General features: G+C 64.2%; 26 protein-coding genes. 15 read left to right on the top strand and 11 right to left on the bottom strand.

Annotated features, from left to right (window positions below; all coding sequences use genetic code 11):
- The first annotated feature begins 87 nt into the window (after positions 1-87).
- Together pgl and AWB80_RS36225 are read left to right on the top strand one after the other, a co-directional pair.
- Positions 88-798 (top strand): 6-phosphogluconolactonase, encoded by a 711-nt coding sequence (gene pgl, locus AWB80_RS36220; RefSeq protein ID WP_061179451.1) that lies wholly within the window; start codon positions 88-90, stop codon positions 796-798.
- Positions 779-2,689, top strand: coding sequence for a bifunctional transcriptional regulator/glucokinase (locus AWB80_RS36225; RefSeq protein ID WP_061179452.1), 1,911 nt, complete (start codon positions 779-781; stop codon positions 2,687-2,689). Before pgl ends, AWB80_RS36225 begins: the two co-directional genes overlap by 20 nt.
- 120 nt (positions 2,690-2,809) lie before the next feature.
- Here the strand turns inward: AWB80_RS36225 and AWB80_RS36230 are convergent, their stop codons facing one another.
- The 5 genes from AWB80_RS36230 to AWB80_RS36250 all read right to left on the bottom strand — a co-directional run bounded on the left by AWB80_RS36230 (position 2,810) and on the right by AWB80_RS36250 (position 8,181).
- Positions 2,810-3,925: a porin gene (locus tag AWB80_RS36230; RefSeq protein WP_061179479.1), complete on the bottom strand. Its 1,116-nt coding sequence runs from the start codon at positions 3,923-3,925 to the stop codon at positions 2,810-2,812.
- 309 nt (positions 3,926-4,234) lie between these two features.
- Positions 4,235-5,392: a porin gene (locus tag AWB80_RS36235; protein WP_061179480.1), complete on the bottom strand. Its 1,158-nt coding sequence runs from the start codon at positions 5,390-5,392 to the stop codon at positions 4,235-4,237.
- A gap of 554 nt (positions 5,393-5,946) precedes the next feature.
- A complete protein-coding gene (locus AWB80_RS36240; RefSeq protein WP_061179453.1) occupies positions 5,947-6,726 on the bottom strand; it encodes an ABC transporter ATP-binding protein in 780 nt (259 codons plus the stop codon).
- A gap of 27 nt (positions 6,727-6,753) precedes the next feature.
- Positions 6,754-7,467 (bottom strand): ABC transporter permease, encoded by a 714-nt coding sequence (locus AWB80_RS36245; protein WP_061179454.1) that lies wholly within the window; start codon positions 7,465-7,467, stop codon positions 6,754-6,756.
- 27 nt (positions 7,468-7,494) lie between these two features.
- Positions 7,495-8,181: an ABC transporter permease gene (locus AWB80_RS36250; RefSeq protein ID WP_061179455.1), complete on the bottom strand. Its 687-nt coding sequence runs from the start codon at positions 8,179-8,181 to the stop codon at positions 7,495-7,497.
- A gap of 365 nt (positions 8,182-8,546) precedes the next feature.
- Between AWB80_RS36250 and AWB80_RS36255 the strand changes: the two genes are divergently transcribed.
- Complete coding sequence (locus tag AWB80_RS36255) at positions 8,547-9,245, top strand: pirin family protein (protein ID WP_061179456.1); 699 nt, start codon at positions 8,547-8,549, stop codon at positions 9,243-9,245.
- 77 nt (positions 9,246-9,322) lie between these two features.
- On the opposite strand, the gene AWB80_RS36260 is transcribed toward AWB80_RS36255, so the two are convergent.
- Complete coding sequence (locus tag AWB80_RS36260) at positions 9,323-9,919, bottom strand: Spy/CpxP family protein refolding chaperone (protein ID WP_061179457.1); 597 nt, start codon at positions 9,917-9,919, stop codon at positions 9,323-9,325.
- A gap of 245 nt (positions 9,920-10,164) precedes the next feature.
- Here AWB80_RS36260 and AWB80_RS36265 point away from each other — a divergent pair, with 245 nt between their 5' ends.
- Positions 10,165-10,887: a response regulator gene (locus AWB80_RS36265; RefSeq protein WP_061179458.1), complete on the top strand. Its 723-nt coding sequence runs from the start codon at positions 10,165-10,167 to the stop codon at positions 10,885-10,887.
- A complete protein-coding gene (locus tag AWB80_RS36270; RefSeq protein WP_061179459.1) occupies positions 10,871-12,211 on the top strand; it encodes an ATP-binding protein in 1,341 nt (446 codons plus the stop codon). Before AWB80_RS36265 ends, AWB80_RS36270 begins: the two co-directional genes overlap by 17 nt.
- Positions 12,212-12,221: 10 nt before the next feature.
- Here the strand turns inward: AWB80_RS36270 and AWB80_RS36275 are convergent, their stop codons facing one another.
- Together AWB80_RS36275 and AWB80_RS36280 are read right to left on the bottom strand one after the other, a co-directional pair.
- Positions 12,222-12,485: a double-stranded DNA-specific endonuclease gene (locus tag AWB80_RS36275; protein ID WP_061179460.1), complete on the bottom strand. Its 264-nt coding sequence runs from the start codon at positions 12,483-12,485 to the stop codon at positions 12,222-12,224.
- A gap of 106 nt (positions 12,486-12,591) precedes the next feature.
- Entirely contained in the window at positions 12,592-14,277 is a 1,686-nt protein-coding gene (locus AWB80_RS36280; RefSeq protein WP_061179461.1) for a GGDEF domain-containing protein, read from the bottom strand.
- A 542-nt stretch (positions 14,278-14,819) separates the two neighbouring features.
- On the opposite strand from AWB80_RS36280, the gene AWB80_RS36285 reads away from it, so the two are divergent.
- The 4 genes from AWB80_RS36285 (at position 14,820) to AWB80_RS36300 (ending at position 18,742) form a co-directional block, all read left to right on the top strand.
- A complete protein-coding gene (locus tag AWB80_RS36285) occupies positions 14,820-16,583 on the top strand; it encodes an ABC transporter permease (RefSeq protein WP_061179462.1) in 1,764 nt (587 codons plus the stop codon).
- A gap of 12 nt (positions 16,584-16,595) precedes the next feature.
- On the top strand, positions 16,596-17,951 hold the full coding sequence (locus AWB80_RS36290; protein WP_061179463.1) for an ABC transporter ATP-binding protein: 1,356 nt from the start codon (positions 16,596-16,598) through the stop codon (positions 17,949-17,951).
- A 175-nt stretch (positions 17,952-18,126) separates the two neighbouring features.
- Positions 18,127-18,327 carry a type II toxin-antitoxin system HicA family toxin gene (locus AWB80_RS36295; protein WP_061179464.1) on the top strand — a complete coding sequence of 67 codons (201 nt, stop codon included), beginning with the start codon at positions 18,127-18,129 and terminating at the stop codon, positions 18,325-18,327.
- A gap of 13 nt (positions 18,328-18,340) precedes the next feature.
- Positions 18,341-18,742 carry a type II toxin-antitoxin system HicB family antitoxin gene (locus AWB80_RS36300; RefSeq protein ID WP_061179465.1) on the top strand — a complete coding sequence of 134 codons (402 nt, stop codon included), beginning with the start codon at positions 18,341-18,343 and terminating at the stop codon, positions 18,740-18,742.
- A 59-nt stretch (positions 18,743-18,801) separates the two neighbouring features.
- Here AWB80_RS36300 and AWB80_RS36305 read toward each other — a convergent pair whose 3' ends face one another.
- The 3 genes from AWB80_RS36305 to AWB80_RS36315 all read right to left on the bottom strand — a co-directional run bounded on the left by AWB80_RS36305 (position 18,802) and on the right by AWB80_RS36315 (position 21,215).
- On the bottom strand, positions 18,802-19,326 hold the full coding sequence (locus AWB80_RS36305; RefSeq protein ID WP_061179466.1) for a hypothetical protein: 525 nt from the start codon (positions 19,324-19,326) through the stop codon (positions 18,802-18,804).
- Entirely contained in the window at positions 19,323-19,877 is a 555-nt protein-coding gene (locus AWB80_RS36310) for a hypothetical protein (RefSeq protein ID WP_061179467.1), read from the bottom strand. Before AWB80_RS36310 ends, AWB80_RS36305 begins: the two co-directional genes overlap by 4 nt.
- A gap of 270 nt (positions 19,878-20,147) precedes the next feature.
- Positions 20,148-21,215 carry a sigma-54 interaction domain-containing protein gene (locus AWB80_RS36315; RefSeq protein ID WP_061179468.1) on the bottom strand — a complete coding sequence of 356 codons (1,068 nt, stop codon included), beginning with the start codon at positions 21,213-21,215 and terminating at the stop codon, positions 20,148-20,150.
- A 584-nt stretch (positions 21,216-21,799) separates the two neighbouring features.
- On the opposite strand from AWB80_RS36315, the gene AWB80_RS36320 reads away from it, so the two are divergent.
- From AWB80_RS36320 to AWB80_RS36345, 6 genes are all read left to right on the top strand, one after another.
- On the top strand, positions 21,800-22,150 hold the full coding sequence (locus AWB80_RS36320) for a hypothetical protein (RefSeq protein ID WP_061179469.1): 351 nt from the start codon (positions 21,800-21,802) through the stop codon (positions 22,148-22,150).
- A 58-nt stretch (positions 22,151-22,208) separates the two neighbouring features.
- A complete protein-coding gene (locus tag AWB80_RS36325) occupies positions 22,209-22,526 on the top strand; it encodes an ElaB/YgaM/YqjD family protein (RefSeq protein ID WP_061179470.1) in 318 nt (105 codons plus the stop codon).
- Between the two features lie 40 nt (positions 22,527-22,566).
- Entirely contained in the window at positions 22,567-22,803 is a 237-nt protein-coding gene (locus tag AWB80_RS36330) for a hypothetical protein (RefSeq protein WP_061179471.1), read from the top strand.
- Positions 22,804-23,149: 346 nt separating this feature from the next.
- Entirely contained in the window at positions 23,150-24,553 is a 1,404-nt protein-coding gene (locus AWB80_RS36335) for a sigma-54-dependent transcriptional regulator (protein WP_061179472.1), read from the top strand.
- 209 nt (positions 24,554-24,762) lie between these two features.
- Complete coding sequence (locus AWB80_RS36340) at positions 24,763-24,981, top strand: hypothetical protein (protein ID WP_061179473.1); 219 nt, start codon at positions 24,763-24,765, stop codon at positions 24,979-24,981.
- Between the two features lie 222 nt (positions 24,982-25,203).
- On the top strand, positions 25,204-25,440 hold the full coding sequence (locus tag AWB80_RS36345; RefSeq protein WP_061179481.1) for a hypothetical protein: 237 nt from the start codon (positions 25,204-25,206) through the stop codon (positions 25,438-25,440).
- Positions 25,441-25,519 lie beyond the last annotated feature (79 nt).

Genomic DNA, 25,519 nt, shown 5'->3' on the forward strand with positions numbered 1-25,519 from the left:
CACGGCGATACCGGACACCGCTTCGTCCATCGTTGCGATGGCGCGTACAGAAAGCGGATCGATAAACCAGAACAAGCAGGAGGAGCAGTGATCGAGCTTCGCACTTTCGACGATCCGCGCGCCCATTCGGACGCGCTGGCGCAAGCCGTGGGCGACGCGCTGAAGGCGTCCCTCGCGGCAAGGGGCGCGGCATCTGCCGACGCCAATGGACAGGCCGCTCACGCCACGCTCGCAGTATCGGGCGGCACGAGCCCGAAGCCTTTCTTGCAGACGCTCTCGCATGCGCCGCTCGACTGGGCGCACATCGACGTGACGCTCGTCGACGACCGCTGGGTGCCCGAGACCGATCCGGCGAGCAACGCGCAGCTCGTGCGCGACACGCTGCTGCAGAACGCAGGCGCGGCGGCGTACTTCCTGCCGCTCGTGGACACGGGCAAGCCGCTGGAGACGCATATCGCCGAACTGAATGCCGACGCGCGCCGCCGTCTGCCGGATGTCGCCGTGCTCGGCATGGGCGAGGACGGCCACACGGCCTCGATCTTCGCCGACGCGCCCGAGTGGGATTTCGCGATCTCGACGCCGCAGCGTTTCATCTCCGTGCATCCGGGCGCGGCGCCGCACGCGCGCGTGAGCCTGTCGATGTCGGCATTGAAGCAGATCGGGCAGGTATATCTCTTCATCGCCGGGCAGAAGAAACTCGACGTACTGAACGCGGCGCTCGCCGCGCCGCAAAAGAACGCCATCTCGACGCTGGCCCACGCTGAAGGAGTGAAGCTCGATGTCTACTGGTGTGCATAAGACAGCGACGCAGCACGCCGACGGACCGCGGCTCCTGGCCGACATCGGCGGCACCAACGCGCGCTTCGCGCTGGAGACCGCGCCCGGCGAGATCGGGCAGATCCGCGTGTATCCGGGAGCCGATTACCCCGGCATCGCGGAGGTGATGCAGCAGTATCTGAAGGACACGAAGGTCGGCCGCGTGAATCATGCGGCGATCGCGATCGCGAATCCCGTCGACGGCGATCACGTGAAGATGACCAATCACGACTGGAGCTTTTCGATCGAGGCGACGCGCCGCGCGCTCGGCTTCGACACGCTGCTCGTCGTGAACGACTTCACCGCGCTCGCGATGGCGCTGCCCGGCCTCACCGACGCGCAGCGCGAGCAGGTCGGCGGCGGCTCGCGCCGGCAGAACAGCGTGATCGGCCTGCTCGGTCCGGGCACGGGTCTGGGCGTGTCGGGGCTGATTCCGGCCGATGACCGCTGGATCGCGCTCGGCAGCGAAGGTGGCCACGCCACGTTCTCGCCGTTCGACGAACGCGAAGACATCGTGATGCGCTATGCGCGCCGCAAGTTTCCGCACGTGTCGTTCGAACGCGTATGCGCGGGGCAAGGGCTCGAACTGATCTACCGCGCGCTCGCGGAGCGCGACGACGTCACGGTCGCCGATACCTTCAACGCCGCCGACGTCACGAACCGCGCGCTCGCGGGCGAAGCGCTCGCGCTCGAAGTGGTGAACTGCTTCTGCGCGATTCTCGGCACGTTCTCCGGGAATATCGCGGTGACGCTCGGCGCGCTGGGCGGCATCTATATCGGCGGCGGCATCGTGCTGAAGCTCGGTGAACTGTTCCACAAGTCGCCGTTTCGCGAGCGTTTCGAGGCGAAAGGGCGCTTCCAGCAGTATCTGTCGGGCATTCCCACGTACATCATCACGGCGGAATATCCGGCGTTTCTCGGCGTCTCCGCGATTCTCTCGGAGCAGTTGTCGAACCGCGCGAACAGCGGCTCGTCGGCGGTGTTCGAGCGCATCCGGCAGATGCGCGACGCCCTGACGCCCGCCGAGCGGCGCGTCGCCGATCTCGCGCTCAATCATCCGCGCTCGATCATCAACGATCCGATCATCGACATCGCGCGCAAGGCCGACGTGAGCCAGCCGACCGTAATCCGTTTCTGCCGATCGCTCGGCTGCCAGGGTTTGTCGGACTTCAAGCTGAAGCTCGCGACGGGCCTCACGGGCACGATTCCGGTGAGCCACAGTCAGGTGCATCTCGGCGATACCGCCACCGATTTCGGCGCGAAGGTGCTCGACAACACCGTGTCCGCGATCCTGCAGTTGCGCGAGCATCTGAACTTCGAGAACGTCGAGCGCGCGATCGATATCCTGAACGGCGCGCGGCGCATCGAGTTCTACGGGCTCGGAAATTCGAACATCGTCGCGCAGGACGCGCATTACAAGTTCTTCCGCTTCGGCATCCCGACCATCGCTTACGGCGATCTGTACATGCAGGCGGCATCGGCGGCGCTGCTCGGCAAGGGCGACGTGATCGTGGCCGTGTCGAAGTCGGGCCGCGCGCCGGAACTGCTGCGCGTGCTCGAAGTGGCGATGCAGCAGGGCGCGACGGTCATCGCGATCACGTCGAGCAATACGCCGCTCGCCAAGCGCGCGACGGTCGCGCTGGAGACGGATCACATCGAGATACGCGAATCGCAGCTCTCGATGATCTCGCGCATCCTGCATCTCGTGATCATCGATATTCTCGCCGTCGGCGTGGCGATCCGCCGTGCCGCGCCGAAGCCGGGCACGAAGATCAGCGAGACGGTCGCGAAGGCGCGTCAATCGGGCGGCGAGGACGCGGCCGCGGTGCTCGACTGGCTGAGCCACGGCGCGTCGGGCATGGCGCGGGACTAGACGCGTTCCTACGTCGACGCAAATCGACGCTCGCGGCAAAAAAAAACGGTGCGATACCACGCTGGGTATCGCACCGGCACGCGCCTCTCGCAGCGGCGTGAAAACCTTCCTTCGTATGTCTTAGAACGAGTGCTGGATACCTGCGTACACGCCCGTCTGGCTGTGGCCGACAAGCGGGTTGTCCGTCGATGCCGCCGAGCCGAAGTTGTTGGCGTTCAGACCGTAGTTCGCGGTCTTGCTGTTCTGCACCGTCGCGACCTGGATGTCCAACAGCGTGCGCCTGGACAGGTTGTACGAACCACCGACCGTGTAGATGGTCGCGTTGCCCGCGCCGTTGTTGCCGTTCACGTGATAGACCGCGCCGATCAGCGCTGCCGCCGGCGTCGCCTGCCATGTCACGCCGCCCCATTCGTGATCGAGCGTGGTCGGCTGGCCGGGCAACTGGCCCGTCATGCCGGCGGAGCGGATCGCCTGATAGCCGCCTTGCAGCTTGAACTGGCCGAGGAACACGTTGAGCATCGCCGTGTATTCGCGCGAGTAGGCGTAGGCGCCGTTGCCGCCGTCGCTGTACGAGCCGCCGAGCGATCCGTTCGACGGATTGCGAATCTCGTCGTAGATGCCGCGAACCTGGAAGAGCGGCGCCGTGTAGGTGAGCTGTGCGCCTGCCTCACGGCCTTGCGCCGTGGTGCCGTTGCCGTTCCAGTTGGTCGCGTTGGAGAGCGCGTACTGGCCGTAGAAGTCGAAGCCCGCGACCTTCGGTGACTGATACGAGATGTTGTTGCTCGATTGCGGCCAGTTGCGGCCACGCACCAGCGACGCCGACGACCAGTTCGACTGACCGAACGGATCGAAGTCCCAGATGCCGTTCGAAATGAAGAGCTCACGGCCCAGCAGCATCGTACCGAACTGGTTGTTCGAGATACCGACCGTCGCCCAGCGATTGAACAGGCCGTTGTTGGCAGGGCCCTGACCCGTCATGGTGTTGAAGCTGCCTTCCAACTGGAACACGGCGCGATTGCCGCCGCCCAGATCTTCCGCGCCCTTCAGGCCCCACAGGCTCGTGCCCCAGTCGCCGCTCTCCGCCCTGAACCGATGCGAAGTGCCCGAGCCGGCCGGCACGCCGTTCATGTATTCGAGCCCCGCGTCCAGTCGACCATAGAGCGTCACGCTGCTCTGTGCTTGCGCGACCGCGCTGAATGCCAACAGCGCCGCTGCCGCGAGCAAAGCCTTCTTCATCATCTCCTCCAAACCCCAAAAAAAGGTGAAACTCGAAATTGCTGTGATGTGTTCGAGTCGACCGGACATCCGTGTTCTGTCACGTCGCGCGGTTTCGGCTCGATTTCGAATTTTGGAGGAGAACTATATTTTTCAGAGCCGTTGATTTGTAGTTTTTGGTCTTCGGCTTGACAAACTCATGCGGAGTGCTAGGCGGATCGCGCGTCCAAATAAAAAACGGTGCGATACCCTTTCGGGCACCGCACCGATACGCGCCTCTCGCAGCAGCGTGAAAACCTTCTAAAAAGACTCTTTGGTCAGACTCGCCGATCAGAACGAGTGCTGGATACCTGCGTACACGCCCGTCTGGCTGTGGCCGATGATCGGGTTGTCGGTCGCCGCGGACGTACCGTAGTTGTTGGCGTTCAGGCCGTAGTTTGCGCCCTTGCTGTTCTGCACCGTCGCGACCTGCAGATCCAGCAGGGTGCGCTTGGACAGGTTGTACGAACCGCCGGCCGTGTAGATGGTCGCGTTACCCGCGCCGTTGTTGCCGTTCACGTGGTAGACCGCCGCGATCAGCGCGGCCGCCGGCGTCGCTTGCCACGTCACGCCGCCCCACTCGTGATCGAGCGTCGTCGGCTGACCGGGCAGCTGGCCCGTCATGCCCGCGGTGCGAATCGCCTGATAGGCGCCCTGGATCTTGAACTGGCCGAGGAACACGTTGAACATCGCCGTGTACTCACGCGAGAATCCATACGCACCGTTGACCGCGCCGGAGTTGGCCGCATTGATCGGGTCGTAGACGCCGCCGAGCGTACCGTTGGCCGGATTGCGGATTTCATCGTACATACCGCGGATCTGGAAGAGCGGTGTCGTATAGGTGATATACGCGCCCGCATTACGGCCTTGCGGGGTCGTGCCGTTACCGTTCCAGTTGGTCGCGTTGGAGAGCGAGTACTGACCGTAGAAGTCGAGGCCCGCGAACTTCGGCGACTGGTACGAAATGTTGTTGCTCGATTGCGGCCAGTTGCGGCCACGCACCAGCGACGCCGACGACCAGTTCGACTGGCCGAACGGATCGAAGTCCCACACGCCGTTGGAGATGAAGAGTTCGCGACCCAGCAACAGGGTACCGAACTGGTTGTTCGCGACACCGACCGTCGCCCAGCGATTGAAGAGACCGCCGCCGCCCGGGCCCTGACCCGTCATGGTGTTGAAGCTGCCCTCCAACTGGAACACGGCGCGGTATCCGCCGCCCAGGTCTTCGACGCCCTTCATACCCCACAGGCTCGTGCCCCAGTCGCCACTTTCCGCCTTGAAGCGGTGCGAGCTGCCGGTGGCCGCGCCGTTGGCGCCCACGCCTGTCGGCACACCGTTCATGTATTCGAGCCCCGCGTCCAGGCGGCCATACAGCGTCACGCTGCTCTGAGCGTGTGCCACTGCGCTGAACGTCAGCAGTGCTGCCGACGCGAGCAAAGCTTTTTTCATCATCTCCTCCAACCCTGTCAAGAAATAGAACCCAAGTGCTGCCGTGTGGTTCGATGCGGGCGCACCCAACCGAAAATTGTTTTCAGAGGAAGGACGCGCGGGCTGCAGTGCTATGTGGCCATTCGCGCGTCGTGGGCGCGAACCCGACGCCGATCCGTCGATCGGTGCCGTCCTCCGTTTCTTTTGGACTTTTGAAGTAAAACTACTTTTTGAGAACTTCGTTTTGGTACTTTCATTACCAATTTAACAAAATACGTTATAGCCGCCAAAGAAATTTGGCGTTCTGTGAACGTTTGTGTCAAAAACGCAATGCCCATCTGCTAGGGACATTACCCACAGCATGGGAAATGCCCCGCAAAGCCTTATCCCATAAGGGCTACGGTTTGTTGTAAGTTTCAGCGTCAGGTTTGTCGCCTATTGACGCGAGCGTGTCGCAGCGCTAGGTCGAGGCGGGGCGGGAAAGAGGCGCACCGTCACGCACCCGGGCGCAAAAAAAGCGCCTCGCGGGCGCCTTTTCTGGAGTGGAAGGTTGCTTCCGGCAGCAATCATGCGGATTACTTGAGGCTGCCCGACAGGAACTGCTTGAGCCGCTCGCTCCTTGTGTTGCCGAAGACCGCATCCGGATGGCCTTCTTCCTCGATGCGCCCCTGATGCAGAAACACCACATGGTTCGACACGTTGCGCGCGAACGCCATTTCGTGCGTGACGACGATCATCGTGCGGCCTTCCTCGGCGAGCGTCTGCATGACCTTCAGCACCTCGCCGACGAGTTCCGGATCGAGCGCGGAGGTCGGCTCGTCGAACAGCATGACGTCGGGATGCATCGCGAGCGCGCGCGCGATCGCCACGCGCTGCTGCTGTCCGCCCGACAGATGCGACGGATACTGCTTCTCCACGCGCGGCGCGAGCCCGACCTTCTCTAGATACGTGCGGGCGCGCTCCTCGGCTTCCTTCTTCGAGAGCCCGAGCACGTTGACCGGCGCCTCGGTCACGTTCTCCAGCACGTTCATGTGCGACCACAGATTGAAGTGCTGAAACACCATCGAGAGCTTCGAGCGCACTTGCCGAAGTTGCTTCGGATCGGCGGCCTTGAGCGCGCCGGTCTTGTCCTTCAACGTGCGCACTTCGCTGCCGTCGACGAAGATGCGCCCCTGGTTCGGCTGCTCCAGAAAGTTGATACAGCGCAGCATCGTGCTCTTGCCCGAGCCCGACGAGCCGATGATGCTGATCACATCGCCCGCCTTCGCCTTGAGCGAAACGCCCTTGAGAACTTCGTTGCTGCCGTACTGCTTGTGAATGTCGTCGACGAAAAGCTTGTGCATCTGGGAATTCATGAAGTGTCCTTGGCTGACGCGATGGTCTTATTTGCCTTGCGGCCGCAAATAAGCGAGCCAGCGATGCTCCGCGCGGCGGAACAGCCACACGAGCGCGAACGAAATGCAGAGATAGAGCAGGGCGGCGATGCCGAACGCCTCGAACGACTGATACGTGGCCGAATTGACGTCGCGCGCGATCTTGAGGATGTCCGGCACGGTCGCCGTGAATGCGACGGTCGTCGCGTGCAGCATCAGGATGACCTCGTTGCTGTAGTACGGCAGCGCGCGCCGCAAGGCCGACGGCAGAATCACCCGCCGATACAGCGTGAACGAGGACATGCCGTAAGCGCGCGCCGCTTCGATCTCGCCGTAGGGCGTCGCCTTGATCGCGCCGGCGAAGATTTCCGTGGTGTACGCGCAGGTGTTCAGCGTGAAGGCGAGCAGCGTGCAGTTCATGCCGCTGCGGAAGAACTCGGCGAGCAGCATGTGATCACGCACGACCTGCAAGCTGTACAGACCCGTGTAGCACAGCAGCAACTGCACGTAGAGCGGCGTGCCGCGAAACACATATGTATAGAGCCACACCGAACGCGACAGCAGCTTGTTCTTCGACACGCGCGCGACCGCGAGCGGCACCGAAAGGCAGAAGCCGAGGCCGATGGAAATGACCAGCAGCCACATCGTGATCGCGAGACCGGTGATGCGGTAGCCGTCGGTGAAGAGGTAGTTCTTCCAGTATTCCTGGATGATTTCGATCATGATCTCTGCCGCTCTTGATTGGACCGATTAGAGGTCGGCCTTGCGCACGCCGATGGAATAGCGCCGCTCCAGCCAGATCAGCACGAGGTTCGAGATCGTGGTGATCGCGAGATAGATCGCGCCCGCGAGAAGCGTGAAGAAGAAGAAACGCAGCGTGCCCTTGCCCGCGTCCTGCGAGGCCTTGACGACATCCGCGAGCCCGATGATCGACACGAGCGCCGTCGCCTTGACCATCACCTGCCAGTTGTTGCCGATGCCCGGCAGCGCGAAGCGCATCATCTGCGGAAACATAATGCGCGAGAAGGTCTGCCACGGCGACATGCCGTAGGCCGCGCCCGCTTCGAGCTGGCCGCGCGGTACCGATAGAAACGCGCCGCGGAAGGTTTCGGTGAAGTACGCGCCGTAGATGAAGCCCAGCACCAGAATGCCGGCCAGGAATGGATCGATGTCGATCTGGTCCCAGCCCATTGCGTCGGTGAACAGGTTCAGCCAGATCTGGATGCTGTAGAAGAGCAGCAGCATCAGCACGAGATCGGGCACGCCGCGAATCAGCGTCGTGTAGACCGTGCCGGCACCCGACGCCAGGCGGTTTTTCGACAGCTTCGCCGCCGCGCCGATCAGGCCGATCACAAAGGCGAACACGAGCGACAGCACCGCCAGCTTGACGGTCTGCCAGGTGCCCGCGAGGATCAGCGGACCGTAGCCTTGCAACATGGTGATTCCTTGGTAAGGTGCCTAACGTGCATGGAGTGCTGCATGGCGTGCAATCGGCGCGGCGCGCGACGGTCGTTCGCGTGCTGCGTATGGTTTCATGTTTTTCCTCAGCTGGCGGTCGGTATTCTAGATGGCCAAAATTGGGTTGCCCTTGCTGCCGACCCTGCCAGCGCGCGATCGACGCGCCGCCGCTCCGAAAAGCGCGGTATTTTACCCGAAGCCGCCGCGCACGGGTCCGAAGCCGGAAGCGTCCGATTACATGCATGGGCGGAACAATGTAGTGCCTTTGCGCCCGTTGTTCCGGAGGGGCGGCGCCCTTACATTCTCTCCATCGCAAAACAACGCCTTGGGCGGGAGCAAACATCATGTTCGAGATTCGCCGCAGCAACGAACGGGGTCACGCCAACCACGGCTGGCTCGACTCGTATCACACGTTCTCCTTCGCCGATTACTACGATCCGCAGAACATGCACTTCGGCGCGTTGCGCGTGATCAACGAAGACCGCGTCGCGGGCGGCCAGGGTTTCGGCGCGCACGGCCACCGCGACATGGAAATCGTGAGCTACGTGCTCGAGGGCGCGCTCGCGCACCGCGACAGCATGGGCAACGGCTCGACGATCCGTCCCGGCGACGTGCAGCGCATGAGCGCCGGCACCGGCGTGCGCCACAGCGAGTTCAACGGCTCGCCGACGGAAACCGCCCACTTCCTGCAGATCTGGATCATTCCGGACGCGCCGGGCGGCGCGCCGGGTTACGAGGAAAAGCGCTTTGCGGATGAGGAAAAGCGTGGCCGGCTGCGCGTGATCGCAGCGCCTGGCGGTGCGGAAGGCTCGGTGAACATCGGTGCGGACGCACGCATCTTCGCGGGTCTCTTCGACGGCGACGAGCGCGCGGACTTCGACGTCCCGGCGGGCCGCCGCGTCTATGTGCACGTGGCGCGCGGCGCGGTGACGGTGAACGGCGAGGCGCTCGGCGCGGGCGATGCCGCGAAGCTCGAAGGCATCTCGAAGGTCACGCTGGAGAATGGCGAGAACGCGGAAGTGCTGTTGTTCGATCTCGCCTGACCGTCGCGTTTTCGATGTGAAGAAAAGCCGCGGAGCTTGACGCTCCGCGGCTTTTTGCTTCTGGCCGTTCCGGCCGCTTACGGCTTGGCGGTGGCCGATGCACCCGCAGCCGCGCCCGGCGCGCCGTCCGGTCCGCCGCGGTGCTTGCCCCAGCGCTCGTGCATCTTGTGCTCGTGCTCGCGCATCTTCGCGAAATGCTTCTTGAGCGACGTGCTGACGGTGGTTTTCTGCTGATCGTTCAGCGAGTTGTAGAAGTTGAGCCAGGCGGTCGCGGTCTGCTCACGCAGTTCCGCGTTTTGCGTCTCGATCTTCTGATGCGCCGCGTGCATCGCGTTCAGGTCGAGGATCGGCTGGTTTTCCATCGACTTGAACTGATCGCGCATCTGCTTGTGGCTTTCGCGCATGGCCTGATGGTTCTGCTTCATCGTGGTGAGCGCGGTCTGCCACAGCTTTTCCTGATCCGCGTTCAGCTTCAACTGGCCGTGCAGTTCGTCCAGTTGCTTCTGCATGCGCATTTCCATGCGGTGACCGCCGGGGCCGCCGTGACCGCCCATCATGGCCGGGCCGCCGGGGGGCGGCGCGGCCGGTGCGTCGTTCGTGGCGGCGTAGGCCGTGCCGAACGTGAGCGCGATTGCCGCAGCGGCGGCGGTGAGAATGCGGTATTGCTTGGCCATCTCGATACTCCCTTGATTGTTTTCGAAGCCGAAGCCGCGAGGCCGTGTTCGACGTATCGGAAAGTGCGTCGAGGTCTTGCGCTTGTCGGTGAGACACAGCGTAGGGGTTCGCAACCGGCCGCGTGTTACGGCAAGGTTCAGGCTTGTTACGCCGGTTTACGCCTCGCTTTCGTCGTAACACCCCGTAACCCTTATGGCAGGGCTGTCATCAATCGAGGTCTGGCTCACGCGCTAAACTCCATCCCATGACTACGCAAATACTTGTCGTCGACGACGACGCCGAACTGCGCGACCTTCTGCGCGACTATCTGGTCCGGCAGGGCATCGAGGTATCGGTGCTGCATGACGCCGGTGGACTCGAACGCCGCATCGAACGCGAGCGGCCGGATCTGATCGTCCTCGATCTCATGATGCCGGGCGTCGACGGCCTGACCGCGCTCAAGCAACTGCGCGCGTCCGGCGACGACATCCCCGTCATCATGCTGACCGCGCGTGCGGATGACGTGGACCGCATCGTCGGCCTGGAGCTGGGCGCGGACGATTATCTCGGCAAGCCGTTCAACCCGCGCGAACTGCTCGCGCGCGTGCAGGCCGTGCTGCGCCGCCGCCGCACGATTCCGTCGGCCGCGCCCGAGCAGCGCGAGCCGTATTCGTTCGGCCGCTTCCGGCTGGATTTCCAGTCGCGCACGCTGCAACAGGACGACAAGCCGCTCACGCTGTCCGGCAGCGAATTCGCGCTGCTCAAGATTTTCGTGAACAACCCGATGCGCACGCTCACGCGCGAACGCCTGCTCGAACTGCTGCACGGCCCGGAATACGACGGCACCGACCGCGGCATCGACGTGCAGGTGTGGCGTCTGCGCCGCATCCTGGAGACCGATCCGTCGGCGCCGCGCTTCATCCAGACGGTGCGGGGGCGCGGTTACGTGTTCGTGCCGGACGGCGAGCAAAATGCGCCGGGCAATTGACACGCTGTTCGGCCGGCTGGTCGTCATCGTCATCGGCATGCTGGTGTTGTCGCATGTCGCGTGGTTTGCGATCATCCGCTTCGAGCGCGACAACGTGCAGACGCGCTTCGCCGTCGAGGAGGCCGTGTTTCTCGTCGAGGCGGTGCGCCAGCACATCGCCAATACGCCCGATCAGCCCTTGCCGCCGCGCGTGCGCCTGGTCGCGCCCGATAGCCCGGATGTGCCGAGACAACCCGACGAGAACATGCCGCCGCCGTTGCAGCGGTTCGTCGAGGACCTGAAAGACCGTCTGCCCGATGGCACCGATGTGCGCCTGAGCGAGCCTGGCGGTCCGCCGAGCGTGTGGGTGCACGGCGCGAAAGACACGGGATGGGTCGTCGTGCCGGTGCAGCCGCTCAGGCCGCCGCGCTCGCGCGACCGCATGCTGGTGTGGCTCGCGCTGATTTTCTCGACCGCGGTGCTCGCCGCGCTGTGCGGCGCGTGGCAGTTGCAATATCCGTTGCGTTCGCTCGCGCAGGCCGTCGCGCGCTTCGGACGCGGCCAGCCGACGCCGCCCGTGCCCGAGCGCGGTCCGCGCGAACTGCGGCAGCTCACGCACGGCTTTAACCAGATGGTGCGTGAAGTATCACAGACCGAGAACGACCGCGCGGTCATGCTCGCGGGCGTCGCGCACGATCTGAAGACGCCGCTCGCCCGCCTGCGCCTGCGCGCCGAAATGATGGACGACGCAAAGATGCGCGACGGCGTCGTGCGCGATGTCGATTCGATGGCCCATATCGTCGATCAGTTTCTCGTGTTCGCGCACGACCGTCCGGACGGCAGCGAGCCAGTTCCGGTCGACGAGCAGTGCGAGCGCATCGCGCGCGCCTATCGCGCGGTGGCGCCGGGCGCGCAGCCTGTGCGCCTGAATCTGGAGGCGGGGCCGGCGTTCGCGTTGCCTGCGGCCACGCTCGACCGGCTGCTGTCGAATCTGCTCGACAACGCGCATGCGTATGGCGCGCCGCCAGTTGTCATCGAGACGCGGCGGGACGCGAAGGGCTGGGTATTGTCCGTGTCCGATCACGGCAAGGGCATTGCGCCGGACGATCTCATCAAGGCAAGCCGGCCGTTCGTGCGTCTCGACCCGGCGCGCGGCGGCAGCGGTCACAGCGGGCTCGGGCTCGCCATCGTGGAGCGGCTTGCGCGGCGCGCGGGTGGCGAATGCGAGATCGGCAATCGCGCCGGCGGCGGCCTGGAGGTCGCGATGACCTTTCCGTTCGACATCGCCACGCGGCCAGTGGCCGAACGCCGTGCCGGCCCGCAGCACGAAGAGCGCGCGCTGTAACGGCGCGGCGTCAGTCGAATAACGTATCGAGCGCCGACGCCGCTTCGCTGTCCACCGTGTTGTAGGTGACCGTCGACGCTTCGAAGATGTAATGCGTGGTGTACTTGCCGAGCCGCGAGAGAATCTCTTCCTGAATCACTTCGGGCGCGAGATCGATCTTCAGGAACCACGCCGTCGACGAAAGCCGCGTCTGAAACGAGCCGTACTCGGCGAGCAGGTGGTCGAACGTTTCAGCGTCCTGATCCCGGCACACGATGACCAGATTTCCCTTCATGCAATTCTCCCGATTCACGGCATTCGATTTCGAATATCGATGATACCTGCGCGATGCGTTGCGCGTTGCGACACTCGCATGATCGTGCGATGACCGGACGCCGCGCTCACTTGCCGGCGAGCGTGTTCTCGGGATACCGCGTGGACGAGCCGGGATCGGCGGGGCGCACCTCGCTGCGGTCGCGGCCGCGCGATTTCGCCTCGTAGAGCGCCAGGTCGGCGCGCGACAGGATCCATTCGAGCGCGTCGTCGGGCGCAAGCTCGGTGATGCCGATGGACACCGAGAGCACCGCGTCGTCGGGCAGATGCGCGCAGTGTTCGTGGTGGAAGCGCTTTCTCAGGCGCTCCAGCACGGCCTGCGCGTCGGCGAGCGAGGTTTGCGGCAGGAGAATCCCGAATTCCTCGCCGCCGAGCCGTCCGATCGCATCGCTCGGACGGAGCTGCGCGCGGCACACCTCGACGAAATGCTCCAGCGCGCGATCGCCCGATGCGTGACCGAAGCGGTCGTTGACCTGCTTGAAGTGATCGAGATCGGCAATCGCGACCGACAGTGGCGCGCCCGCGGAACGTGCGAGCTCCACTTCGTGGCGCAGCGTGTCGAGGAAATAGCGCCGGGAGAGGGCGCCGGTCAGCGCATCGTGGCGTGCCTCGGCCGACAGCAGCGTATTGGCCGATTGCAACTGCTCGGCGAGATCGCGCGTCGCGCGATGCAGGCGGCGCTCCCGCGAGTAGGAAATCGCGATCACGATGGCGAGCGTCACGACGCCGAGCATCGTCAGAAACACGAGAATGCGGTCGCGGCTGTGGTTGCGGCTGATTTCCGGCCAGCTCGTGAGCGGATGCACGATGTGCGCCGAGAGCCCTGAATTGAGCCCGGTGCGCTCGTCGTAGAGCGACGGCACGTTGCTGCCGTTGGCGGCGTAGAAGGTCTGCGCGAGCGCGGGCGCGAGCCAGTGCTCGGAGGCGCGCATCTGCTCGCCGATATGCGACACGCGCAGCTCCGGAAACGACTCGCGCCGATAATGCTCGACGCGTTCGTGCTCGGTCATGCGCGCGACCGGTGCATTGGGCATCGCCTGGTATTCGAGCCGGCCGTCGTGGGCCATTACGACGACGCCGTTCTCGTCGGTCACGAAGGTGCCGGCGCGCGACACCCAGTGCCGCAGCCGGTCGATGCTCACCTTGGCGATCACCGCGCCGACCAGAATGCCGTCTTCGTAGGCGGGCGCCGCGATAAAAATGCCCGGCTCGCCGGACAGCCGGCCGACGCCGTACATCTCGACGAAGCCGCCGAGCAGCGCCCGCGCGACGTACCCGCGCCCGCTCATGTCGTAGCCGATGAAGCTGTCGTCGTCCGCGGCGTTGCTCGACGCGATGCAAAACCCTTTCTCGTTGACGAGCCAGATGGAATCGAGGCCCGAGAAGCCCTGCGCGTCGTGCAGGAAGTGATTGACCTTCGCGAGGGCGGGGCGCGCGGTCCAGTCGCTGCGGCGTTCGAGTTCCGTCCCGGCCGGGTTCGAGGCATAATTCCGCGACTCCGCCAGCGCCCGCTGGGTGAGGTCCATCTGCGCGAGCGTGGCGGGAATGGCGCGCGACATCGCCAGGTCGCTCGCGATGATCTGCGCCATGTTGTCGACGATAGACGCCGCCATGTTGCGCTCGGTGCGCACCGTCGCCGTCATCTCCTGTTGTACCATTCGGTCCGACAACAAGCCGGCGGCAAGCCAGCACGCGAATGCCAGCGCCGCGAGGCCGAGCGTCGCGATCACACGGTGCAGGATGAGCTTGTTCATCGATCTCGGGCGCGCGGATTGCCGCGCGTGAGGTCTGCCGCGCTTCGGCACACACCCGCCACGGGGCGGCGGGCATGGCTCAGGCGGTCTTCCGGCTCGAATCTGGCGTCTCGCATCGCATCGGCGCTCAATTTATTGTTCGTGATAAGCCAAGATTGGACGATGTTTTTTGCCGTCCATCAAGCGCCTTGTGAGGGCGGGCGGCGTGCAGCCAATATAGCGGACGCGCGCCGGGCGCATAGGACGCGGCCTGACCTTCATTTTGCCCGCGCCGTGCCGAAGAGCAACAGAAACATCGCACGAATGGCGCGCCAGACCGCATGAAGGTTGTGCCTGTCACGACGGTTGGTGTAGTGTCGCTCGGTTCAGCGCGGGCTATATGCGCCGGTCGCGCAGAACGTGTCGTCGTTTTGGCGGCCACATGCGTTGAACATGGGCCGTCTCGGGGAAAGGCGTCTTGCCCGCCGGACGGCTCGCAAGCCGTCTCAAGCAACATCCCGCGCTCGCGCGGTCGGAACAAAGCCTTACGGGGAGGGCCTTGCATGGAATTTGGTTTCAATCTGAATCGCATGGCGAATGCGTCGGCGTGGCGGCTCCTGCCCAACCGCTGGGATTTCGTCGCGTTCCCGATGATCATCTGCATCATCGCGCTCGCCGCCGTCGGTTTCCATGAAACCCTGGCGCCGATCTCGACCCTGCAGACCCAGGCGATCTCGCTCGACCCGTCGAACCTTCCCGAATACGCGCTGCGCACGACCCTGCGCATGCTGATCGCGATGGTGGCGTCGCTCATCTTCACGCTGATCTACGGCACGCTCGCGGCGAAAAGCCGGCGCGCGTCGATCGTGCTCGTGCCGATTCTCGACATCCTCCAGTCGGTGCCGGTGCTGGGCTATATCTCGTTCACCGTCACGTTCTTCCTCGCGATGTTCCCGGGGCGCGTGATCGGCGCGGAATGCGCGGCGATCTTCGCGATCTTCACGAGTCAGGCCTGGAACATGACGTTCAGCTTCTACCAGTCGCTGCGCACCGTGCCGCGCGATCTGGACGAAGTTTCGCGCGGCTTTCACCTTACTAACTGGCAGCGCTTCTGGAAGCTCGAAGTGCCGTTCTCGATGCCCGGCCTCATCTGGAACATGATGATGTCGATGTCGGGCGGCTGGTTCTTCGTGGTCGCGTCCGAGGCGATCACGGTCGGCAACCGCACGATCGTGCTGCCGGGCATCGGCGCGTATCTGGCCGCGGCGATCGGCGAGCGCAATCTCGGCGCGATCGGCTGGGTGATCCTCGCGATGATCGTCGTCATCCTCGCTTACGATCAACTGATGTTCCGTCCGCTCGTCGCATGGGCGGACAAGTTCCGCATGGAAACCACGAGTTCGGGCAATGAGCCGTCGTCCTGGCTGCTCGACCTGATCCGCCGCACGCGCCTGATTCACCGTCTGCTGGTGCCGGCCGGCTGGATTCTCGCGAAGCTCGCGCGCGTGCCGATCAAACTGCCGTCGCTGCAGGGCGCGTTCGAGAACGTGGGCCTGCCGCTGCGCGCGAAGGTGCCGTCCACCCGCGCGGGCGATATCGCGTGGGGCACGCTCGTGCTGCTGATTGCGGTGTTCGTCGTGTGGAAGGTCGCGTCGTTCGTCGCGACCGGCGTGACGTGGGGCGAAGTCGGCCACGTGTTTCTGATGGGCTTCATCACGCTGGTGCGGGTGGTCGTGCTGATCGCGATCGCGTCGGTGATCTGGGTGCCCGTCGGCGTGCTGATCGGCCTGCGCCCCGCGCTCGCGGAAAAGATCCAGCCGCTCGCCCAGTTTCTCGCCGCGTTCCCGGCGAATCTGCTGTTTCCGGTGTTCGTCGTGGTGATCGTGCGCTGGAATCTGAACCCGGATATCTGGCTGTCGCCGCTCATCGTCCTCGGCACGCAGTGGTATATCCTCTTCAACGTGATCGCGGGCGCGTCCTCCTATCCGAACGATTATCGCGAGGCCGCGACCAACTTCCAGATCCGCGGCTGGCAGTGGTGGAAGAAGTGCATGCTGCCCGGCATCTTCCCTTACTACATCACCGGCGCGATCACCGCGTCGGGCGGCGCGTGGAACGCCAGCATCGTCGCGGAAGCGGTGTCGTGGGGCAAGACGGAGGTCGTCGCGCACGGCCTCGGCGCCTACATCGCCCAGACCACGGCCGCGGGCGACTATCCGAAAATCATTCTCGGCATCGCCGTGATGTCGCTGTTCGTCACGCTGTTCAACCGACTGTTGTGGCGCCCGCTATACGCCTATGCCGAAGCAAGACTCCGGCTGGATTGAGGACGAGTTCCGATGCAGAACCTGAAAAATACGCAGACGGCCGCGGCGCCCGGCTTCCAGCGCCCGCAAGGCACGCCGCCGCGCCTCGGCGCGGAAATCCTGCGCGTCGCGAACGTGAGCCGCGGCTTCAACAAGACGCAGGGCGAACTGCTCGTGCTCGACGATGCCAATCTCTCGCTGCGCGAGGGCGAGATCGTTGGCCTGCTCGGGCGTTCGGGCTCGGGCAAGTCGACGCTGTTGCGCATCATCGCCGGGCTGATCGAGCCGACCGCCGGCGAAGTGACGTATCTGAACGAGCCGTTGCGCGGACCCGCCAAGGGCGTCGCGATGGTGTTCCAGACGTTCGCGCTGTTTCCCTGGCTGACCGTGCTGCAGAACGTGGAAGCGGGTCTGGAAGCGCAGGGCGTGGGCGCGCGCGAGCGGCGTGAACGCGCGCTCGCGGCGATCGACCTGATCGGTCTCGACGGCTTCGAGAACGCGTATCCGCGCGAGCTGTCGGGCGGCATGCGGCAGCGCGTGGGCTTCGCGCGGGCGCTCGTCGTCGACCCGACTTTGCTGCTGATGGACGAGCCGTTCTCCGCGCTCGACGTGCTGACCGCCGAAAACCTGCGCACCGATCTGCTCGATCTGTGGACGCAGGGGCGCATGCCGATCAAATCGGTGCTGATCGTCACGCACAACATCGAGGAAGCGGTGTTCATGTGCGACCGCATTCTGGTGTTGTCGTCGAATCCGGGGCGCGTGATGGCCGAGATCAAGGTGCCGTTCAAGCATCCGCGCAACCGCCTGGACCCGGCGTTCCGCCGTCTCGTCGACGATATCTACGCGAAGATGACCGCGCGCCAGATGGACGAGGCGAAGAAGAAGGGGCTGGAGCTGAGCACCTGGCTGCCGTCGGTGTCGACCAACCTGATGGCGGGTCTCATCGAAACGCTCGCGGCCGAGCCGTATCACGGTCGCGCGGACATGCCGGAGATCGCGCGCACGCTGCATCTCGAAGTGGACGATCTGTTCCCGGTCGCGGAAGTGCTGCAGCATCTCGGTTTCGCGGATGTGCGCGAGGGCGATATCTATCTGACGCCGCAGGCGCGCGTGTTCGCGGAATTCGGCACGCAGGAACGCAAGATGATGTTCGCGGAGCATCTGCTGCGGCACGTGCCGCTGGCGGCGCGGATCAAGAAGGTGCTGAACGAGCGGCCGGGGCATCGCGCGCCGCGCGTGCGCTTCGAGCAGGAACTGGAGGATTTTCTCTCCGACAAGGCCGCGCAGGAGACGCTCGACGCGGTCATCGACTGGGGGCGTTATGGCGAGATCTTCTCGTATAACGACCAGACGGAGATGCTGAGTCTGGAGGATGTGGAGGCTTGAAGCGCCTCGATTCGAGTCGATGAAAAAAGCGCGGTGGCCGGTGACGGCGCCGCGCTTTTTCGTTGGTGTTGGCCGTTTGGCTGAATGTTCGTGCACCGCGTTGAATCGTAACGTTTTCGTCTTGAAGGATCACCGCTGCGTGTGTAAAACTACACACGCAGCATTCGGAGACGAGATGGATTCATCGCGCTTGATACGGATGCTTTTGGATGACGGCTGGCAATTGGACCGAATCGTCGGCAGTCACCACCATTTCAAACGTCGGGGAAGTATCAAACTGGTCACGGTACCTCACCCACGCAAGGACCTTTCCATTGGAACGGTCCGGAGCGTCCTCAAAATCGCCGGGATGCTCAACCGGCTGTACTCTTCATAACGGAGATTCGAAAGTGGAATTCCCTGTCGCCATTCATAAGGACCCGGATAGTTGCTACGGGGTGACCGTGCCCGATATCCCCGGCGTTTTCTCCGCGGGAGACACGGTCGACGAGGCGATGAAGAATACGAAGGAGGCGATTTACAGCCACGTCTCGATCCTTATCGAGGATGGCCTGGACGTTTCCCTGGTGCCTTCTCCGATCGAGGATCTGATCCCGAACCCCGACTTCGCCGGCGCAATCTGGGCCTACGTCGAAGTCGATCTGTCGAAGCTCGACTCGCGCCCCGAGCGCATCAACATCAGCCTTCCGCGTTTCGTTCTGCACAAGATCGACAGCTACGTCGAGGCGCGCCACGAGACGCGCAGCGGATTTCTCGCGCGCGTGGCGCTGGAGGCGATTGCGAACGGCTAAACGACAAAAAGCGCGGCACCCTCACAGGAAACCGCGCTCTTTGAAAGCCCAGCAAGGAATTACTGCAAATTCCCCCACCGCTCGACCGCAGGCTCCGCCGACGCCCATTTCCAGCCCTCCGACTGCTGGCAGGCCGTCGCGATGAACCACTCGGCGGGCGCTTTCGCGTCGTCGCCGTCGACCACCGAGAAGGCGAACTCCTTGCACGTCGCGAGCGCGCTGCTGAATTCCCGCAGCACGCGCACTTCGCCGTGCCCGTTTTCCACCGGCAAGGTGTGCTTGACCTTCCACGGCCGCGTCTCGCCGATCTGCGACATGCCCGCCGTCACGGCGATCATCACCTGCTGATCCTGATGCAGCGACTTGGTCACGCGCTTCACGGCCTCGTCGGTGGCGGCCTGCACCGCGATGCCCACGCCGAGTCCGATGGCCGGATTGGTCGTGAACGCGCCCGTCGCGATACCGGCCGTCGCACCGGCTGCGGCGCCGATCGACGCGCAACCGCTCATCGTCACGCACGCGGCGGCGCCTGCCGCGATGAGTCCGAGACGCAGCGCCAGAGGTACGTCGAGAGCCAGCGTCATTGCAGCGAGCCCCAACGCGGCGTCGCCGGCTCGGCCGATGCCCACTTCCATTTGTCACCGTCACGGCACACCGACGCCACATAGAACGCGCTGCCGGCAGGGCGGTCCTTCGTCGCGTCGCGATCGACGGAGAACACGATTTCCTTGCAATCGAGCACACCGCTGCTGATGGTGCGGCTCACCGTCACGCGGCCTTTTTCGTCGTCCTCGATCGGCACCGAATGCACGACCTTCCACGGCGCGACCGCGCCCACCGCGAGCGGCCCGGCGATCGACGCGATCTGATCCTGCGTGTTGGTGTGGGTGACGCGCTGCGTGTACTGCACGCCCGCGCGCGCCGCCGCGACCGCGCCGAGGCCGATGCCCGTCGCTACCGCCGCGTTGCTGGTGACGCTGTTCGCTATCGCCGCACCGGCGATACCGGCGCCGGCCGTCGCGCCTTCGCTGTAGAGCGAGTTGCATCCGCTGAGGCTCACGCACGCAATGGCGCCCGAGATGATCGCGACGAGCGTGGCGGCGCGCGGGCCGCGCCGTTGGACCCTGATCTGCATGTTGCTTTTCCTTCGTCTACCGTTTTCCGATGTTGGCCTCGTGCTCGAATCCTCTTGAGCTATCGCCATCAAGTCACTGCCCGCAAACACAAAGACGGCATGATGCGCGGGCTTCGCGCATTTTGAAGCATGCTTCTAATTACCGTGTCGAGAAAATTGCAAGAAATTGCAAGCGCGGGGAGAAGGTTTCGATTTGTGTATCGCGCGCAGGCAAAAAGAAAGCGAGCGCGGTTGTGCGCGCTCGCTTTTACTGGATGGTGCGAACCAGAGTTAGGTATCGTTGCCTGAAGCCGCTTCGCCGCCTTCGGTGTCCTCGTTTTCGTATGCGCCGAGCCGGTTGTACAAGGTCTTGAGGCTCACACCGAGCGCTTTCGCCGCGCGCCGCTTGTCGCCGCCGCAGTGCTTGAGCGTGCCGAGGATGATCTGCTTTTGCGCATCCGCGAGCGGGGTGCCGACCCAGACGTTCATCGCGTCGCCCTGTGTGACCGGTTTCTTCACGCGCGACGCGAGATGCGGATGCGCGATCTCCACCGTCTTCTCCGCGAGAATGAACGCGCGATACACCGTGTTCTTGAGTTCCCGCACGTTGCCGGGCCACGAGTACGTGCGCAGCACATCGAGCGCGCGCTTGCTGAATGCCTTGCTCGTGCCTTCCTGCGCATTCATTTCCGAGAGGAAATGCTGCGCGAGCAGCTCACGGTCCGAATCGCGCTCGCGCAAAGGCGGCGCGCGCAGCGGAAAGACGGCGAGGCGATACATCAGATCCTCGCGCAGGCCGTTTTCCTTCACGGCCGTGACGGGATCGCGGTTGGTCGCGGCGATCACGCGCACGTCCGAACTGATGAGATCGTTGCCGCCGACGCGAAAGAACGTGCCCGTCTCCAGCGCGCGCAGCAGCTTCACCTGCCGCACGGGCGACATTTCCGTCACCTCGTCGAGAAAGAGCGTGCCGCCGTTCGCGTGCTCGAAATAGCCGATGCGCCCCTGCACCGCGCCCGTGAAGCTGCCTTTCTCGTGGCCGAAAAGCTCGGCTTCGATCAGATTGTCGGGAATCGCGCCGCAGTTCACGGCGATGAACGGCGCGTCCTTGCGCGCGCTGTGGTCGTGAATCGTCCGGGCGACGAGCTCCTTGCCCGTACCCGATTCGCCGATGATGAGCGCAGTCGCATCGGTGGCGGCGACGCGCTCGATCTGCGCGTACAACTCCTGCATCACGGGCGAGGAGCCGTAGAGCAGTCCGTAGGACTTCAATCCCGGCACTTCTCCCGTGTTGCGCCTTCTCTGCGCGGGTGTATCGCCGACCGCGATGGGCGGCGGGTCCAGATCGGTTGACGCCATGTGTCCTGATCGTTCCTGAGTTCTGCGTATGTGGTGTGCGGGCGGGCGCCCTGCGGCGTGCGCGTGTGCCCCGGTGGCAGCCGGCCGCGAGCGCGGGTCGGCGCGCGTGAGCGGCGCAACCGTGGATGACCGCGCCCATCGGCATATGACGCGCCCGTGCGCGTTGCCCGTCGTGCTCACGATTTCGGTGAGCCGCGTTTCCTGGTCGTGCGTCGGTCCAGAATCGTCTGCACCGGATGCATTCGCATCGCGAGTTCGTTGCAAACGAGCCTATCTCATAAACGCTATTTAACCATTCGCAACGACCTTGCGGCAATGTGCCGACCGGAGCGCGATGCATTTTGTCTGAGCCGCGCGGCGCGTTCCGGAAAGGTTCTCCTTTCGGCTCTCAGAATTTACAAGACCATGGCGTAATTGTTACCCGATCACCGTCACCGCCGCGCTGAAACATGTCGCTGCATGCCGATGCCTGGCATGGCACGAAAGCTGCATACGTGGTGTCATCGTGATTTCTATTCGAAAGTCGCCGACAAGCATCTGCTTCGAAGGCGCACACACGAGGATGGGCGAGAGAGGCAAGCATCATGGATAACTACTTTAATTTCGACGTCGCCATACCCGAGCTACCCGAGCGTCAGCCCCGTGCGCGCCGGGCCCACGGTTCGGGCGGCACGCGACCGGAACTCGCGACGGGCGAGCCGATCGACATCTATCACTGGGCCGCCGTCGCGCTCGTGACCGCGCTGATGTGCGCGGTGCTAGGCTATGCGGCGGGCACGCCAGCGCTCGCGCGCGCCGCGAACGTGACGAGCCTCGTGTTCGCCGCGATGGGCGGCGCGTTGATGGCAAGCGGCGTCGTGCGCAGCCTGCGGGCGCGTTTCGTGGCGGGCGAGCGCCTCGCCGTGCAGCGTGTGTCGGTCGCCGAGACGCACTGACGCAGCGACGCTACGACCCGCTTCAGACAACAACCCACTTGGGCGAGGACTACATTTCATGAGTCAGACGACTGTCCAGCTTGCGTTGGGCAAGCAAAAAATCATCGAAGACATCAAGGTGTTGCTGAACGACTCGGAGGAATTGCTGCGATTGTCGGCGACGCTGCCGGGCGAGGGCGTCGAAGCGCTGCGCTCGCGTCTGCGCGATCACGTCGATTCGGCGCGTGGCGCGCTAGAGGACGCACAGGCGAGCGCGCAAAGCCGCTATCGCGCGGGCGTCGATTGCACCGAGAAATACGTGAAGGACAATCCGTGGCAGTCGCTCGGCATTGCCGCGGGCGTCGGCTTTCTGGTGGGGCTTCTGGTTTCGCGCTGATCCGCCCAGCAACTTATCTTGACGACGGGAGTGAACACAAATGGCACGGCCTTCGATCGGAATATTCGGCGCGCTGTTCGCGGTAGGCAGCGTTCTCGCATGGAAATGGGTGCAATCGCAGGATGCCGCGGGCCGGCGCACGGTGCGTGACCTGAACCGCTGGGAAGACGAGGGCGGCAAGGTGCTCTCACCCGCGACGGGCGCGAGCGCCAAGGTGGTGAACGGCCACGGCGAGGTCGGCGGCACGCCCGACGCGTGGCGCTTCCCGCGCAGTTGACCGGTCGTTCAGGAGCGAGGCCGGGATTTCGACCGGTTGCCGCTTCAATGATGCGATCAATGAAACGCACGCTGAACCAGCGTGCGTTTCTGCCTTGATGAACGCTTATAATCTGTGAAAGTTCGTCGATAAAGCGGCCTAATTGGCAAAACTTACGTCGAACTGCGCCAAGCGTGCAGAACATCGGAAATTATTTTATTTTTCGCGCATGTCGCGTTGCGCCGGTCGCTTTCGATCGCGCGCAAGCGTGAATCGCACCGGCCCGCGCAGCGACTTGCCGCACGGAGAAGACCACGCCATCAGCTGGCGTGTGACCCTGAAACGCTATGGAAGAATTCGAGACGCAATGCCACACGTATTGATTGTCGATGACGATCCCAGTACCCGCGAGGCGCTAGCCGCGATCATCGGCGAAGACGGTTTGACGACGGCCACCGCCGGCGACTTGCGCGAGGCGCGCATTCAGCTCGTGCGGCAGACGCCGGACGTCGTATTCACCGATCTGAAACTGCCCGACGGCACCGGCGTCGATCTTTTCGAGGATCTCGATCCGCGCTCGGGCGTCGAGGTGATCGTCATCACCGGTCACGCGACGGTGGAATCCGCCGTCAGCGCGCTCAAGATGGGCGCCGCCGACTATCTCGTCAAGCCGATCAACATGCAGCGCGTGAAGGCCATCCTCTCGCGCCTGCCGCGCGCCGGCGACCTGAAGGCGGAAATCGGCACGCTGCGCGGCGAACTGCGCCGCATGGGCCGCTTCGGTCTGATGCTCGGCAATTCGCCCACCATGCAGACGGTGTACGACCAGATCGGGCGGGTCGCGCCGACGGCCGCGTCGGTGCTGCTGATCGGCGAGTCGGGCACCGGCAAGGAAGTCGCCGCGCAGACGCTGCACGAACTGTCGCTGCGCCGCAAGCATGCGTTCATTGCGGTGAACTGCGGCGCGATCTCGCCGAACCTGATCGAATCGGAGATGTTCGGGCACGAGCGCGGCTCCTTCACGGGCGCGGATCGCCAGCACAAGGGCTACTTCGAGCGCGCGAACGGCGGCACGCTGTTCCTCGACGAAATCACCGAAATGCCGATCGAGCTTCAGGTGAAGCTGCTGCGCGTGCTGGAGACGGGCATGTTCATGCGCGTCGGCACGACCAAGGAGCTGGAGACGGACGTGCGCCTGATCGCCGCGACCAACCGCGATCCCGAGCAGGCCGTGCTCGAAGGCAAGCTGCGCCTCGACTTGTATCACCGCCTGAATGTGTTTCCGATCAACTTGCCGCCGCTGCGCGAACGCGGCAAGGATGTCGAACTGCTCGGCCAGGCGTTCCTCGACGAACTGAATTCCCGCTACAACACGAAGAAGGCGTTCCCGGCCGCCGTGCGCGAGATGCTGGCCTCGTACAACTGGCCCGGCAACGTGCGCGAGCTGAAGAACTACGTGCAGCGCGCGTACATCATGTCGGCGAACGATTCGGACAGCACGGCGACCGTGCCGCTGCAAATCTCCTTGTCGAAGCCGTCGGCGGGCACGGCGGTGACGATTCCGTTCGGCACGTCGCTCGCGCAGGCCGACCGGCAACTGATCCTCGCGACGCTCGATCAGTGCGGCGGCGTGAAGACGCGTGCCGCGGAAATCCTCGGCATCAGCCTGAAGACGCTCTATAACCGGCTTGTCGAATACGGCGAGGATGCCAACAAGGCAGCCGTGGGCGAGGGCGGCGACATCAACGATCCCGACAGCGAAAATACCTGAACTTCGCTTATCTTTAGACGAAATCACCGCCTGCGGCTTTTAAAACCGCAGGCGTTTTTCATTGGCAGGCGCGTTTTCTACGCCGATAATGAGACAGGAAAGTGAGGACGGGCGATTTCGAGGGGCATGCCCCTTGCTGCCGATCGAATGCATCCGCGCGCCGCGCGCTGGATGGGAAAGTACGATCACAAGACCGCAAGGAGCCCGCCATGTCACTTAGCACGCCCGTTCGCGATTCCGTTGGCGCTCGTATCGAAGCACAGACGCCGCAGCCGCCGGACCCGCCGGTCACGCCGCCCGACCAGCCGCCGCCCACGCCGATCCCGCCCGACACCAATCCGGACCCGACGCGTGAGCCGCCGGTACCGCCGTCGCAGCCGATCGGCGATCCGCCGCCGGGGCCGGGCGAGTCCCCGCACGTGTATTAGCAAAGCCGCAGGACGCTGGATTGCAGACGTTGGACAATGCCCAGAATTCGTGCAAGGTTTGAATAAGTTTCCATCCGGAACGTAGGGATTACAACGGATGGCGCAACAATGACCGGCGACACGCTCTGTCGCCGGTCGCTTTTTCTGAAGCCGCGCTCCCAAGCGCAACGGTCCGACGCCGCCGACGTCACTATCGCGACGGCCTTCTTCTCTGGAGGCATCATGAGGCATCCCGCACTTCGACGCTCCGCGCGTCACTCGTCCAAACGCGAAGCACGCGCCGAAGCGGCCAAGGCAGCCGGCGCGCAGGGGGCATCGGCGCCGCCCGCCGATCACGATCCCGCTGGCCAGAACCGCCCCGCGCCTGGCGCGCCGCCGGATGGCGAGCACAACCAGGGCGGCGTGCGTCGCGAGGGCATCGATTATCAACGCGACCTGGGCTCCGAGCAGGACGCGTGATCCAGGCCGGCGAAGCACCCGGCAGAAGAATAAAAAATTTCTACGCGGCCCGCCCTGGCCGCGTGTTTTCGTTCGTCCG

It is taken from the genome of Caballeronia pedi (assembly GCF_001544915.2).
GTDB lineage: Bacteria > Pseudomonadota > Gammaproteobacteria > Burkholderiales > Burkholderiaceae > Caballeronia > Caballeronia pedi.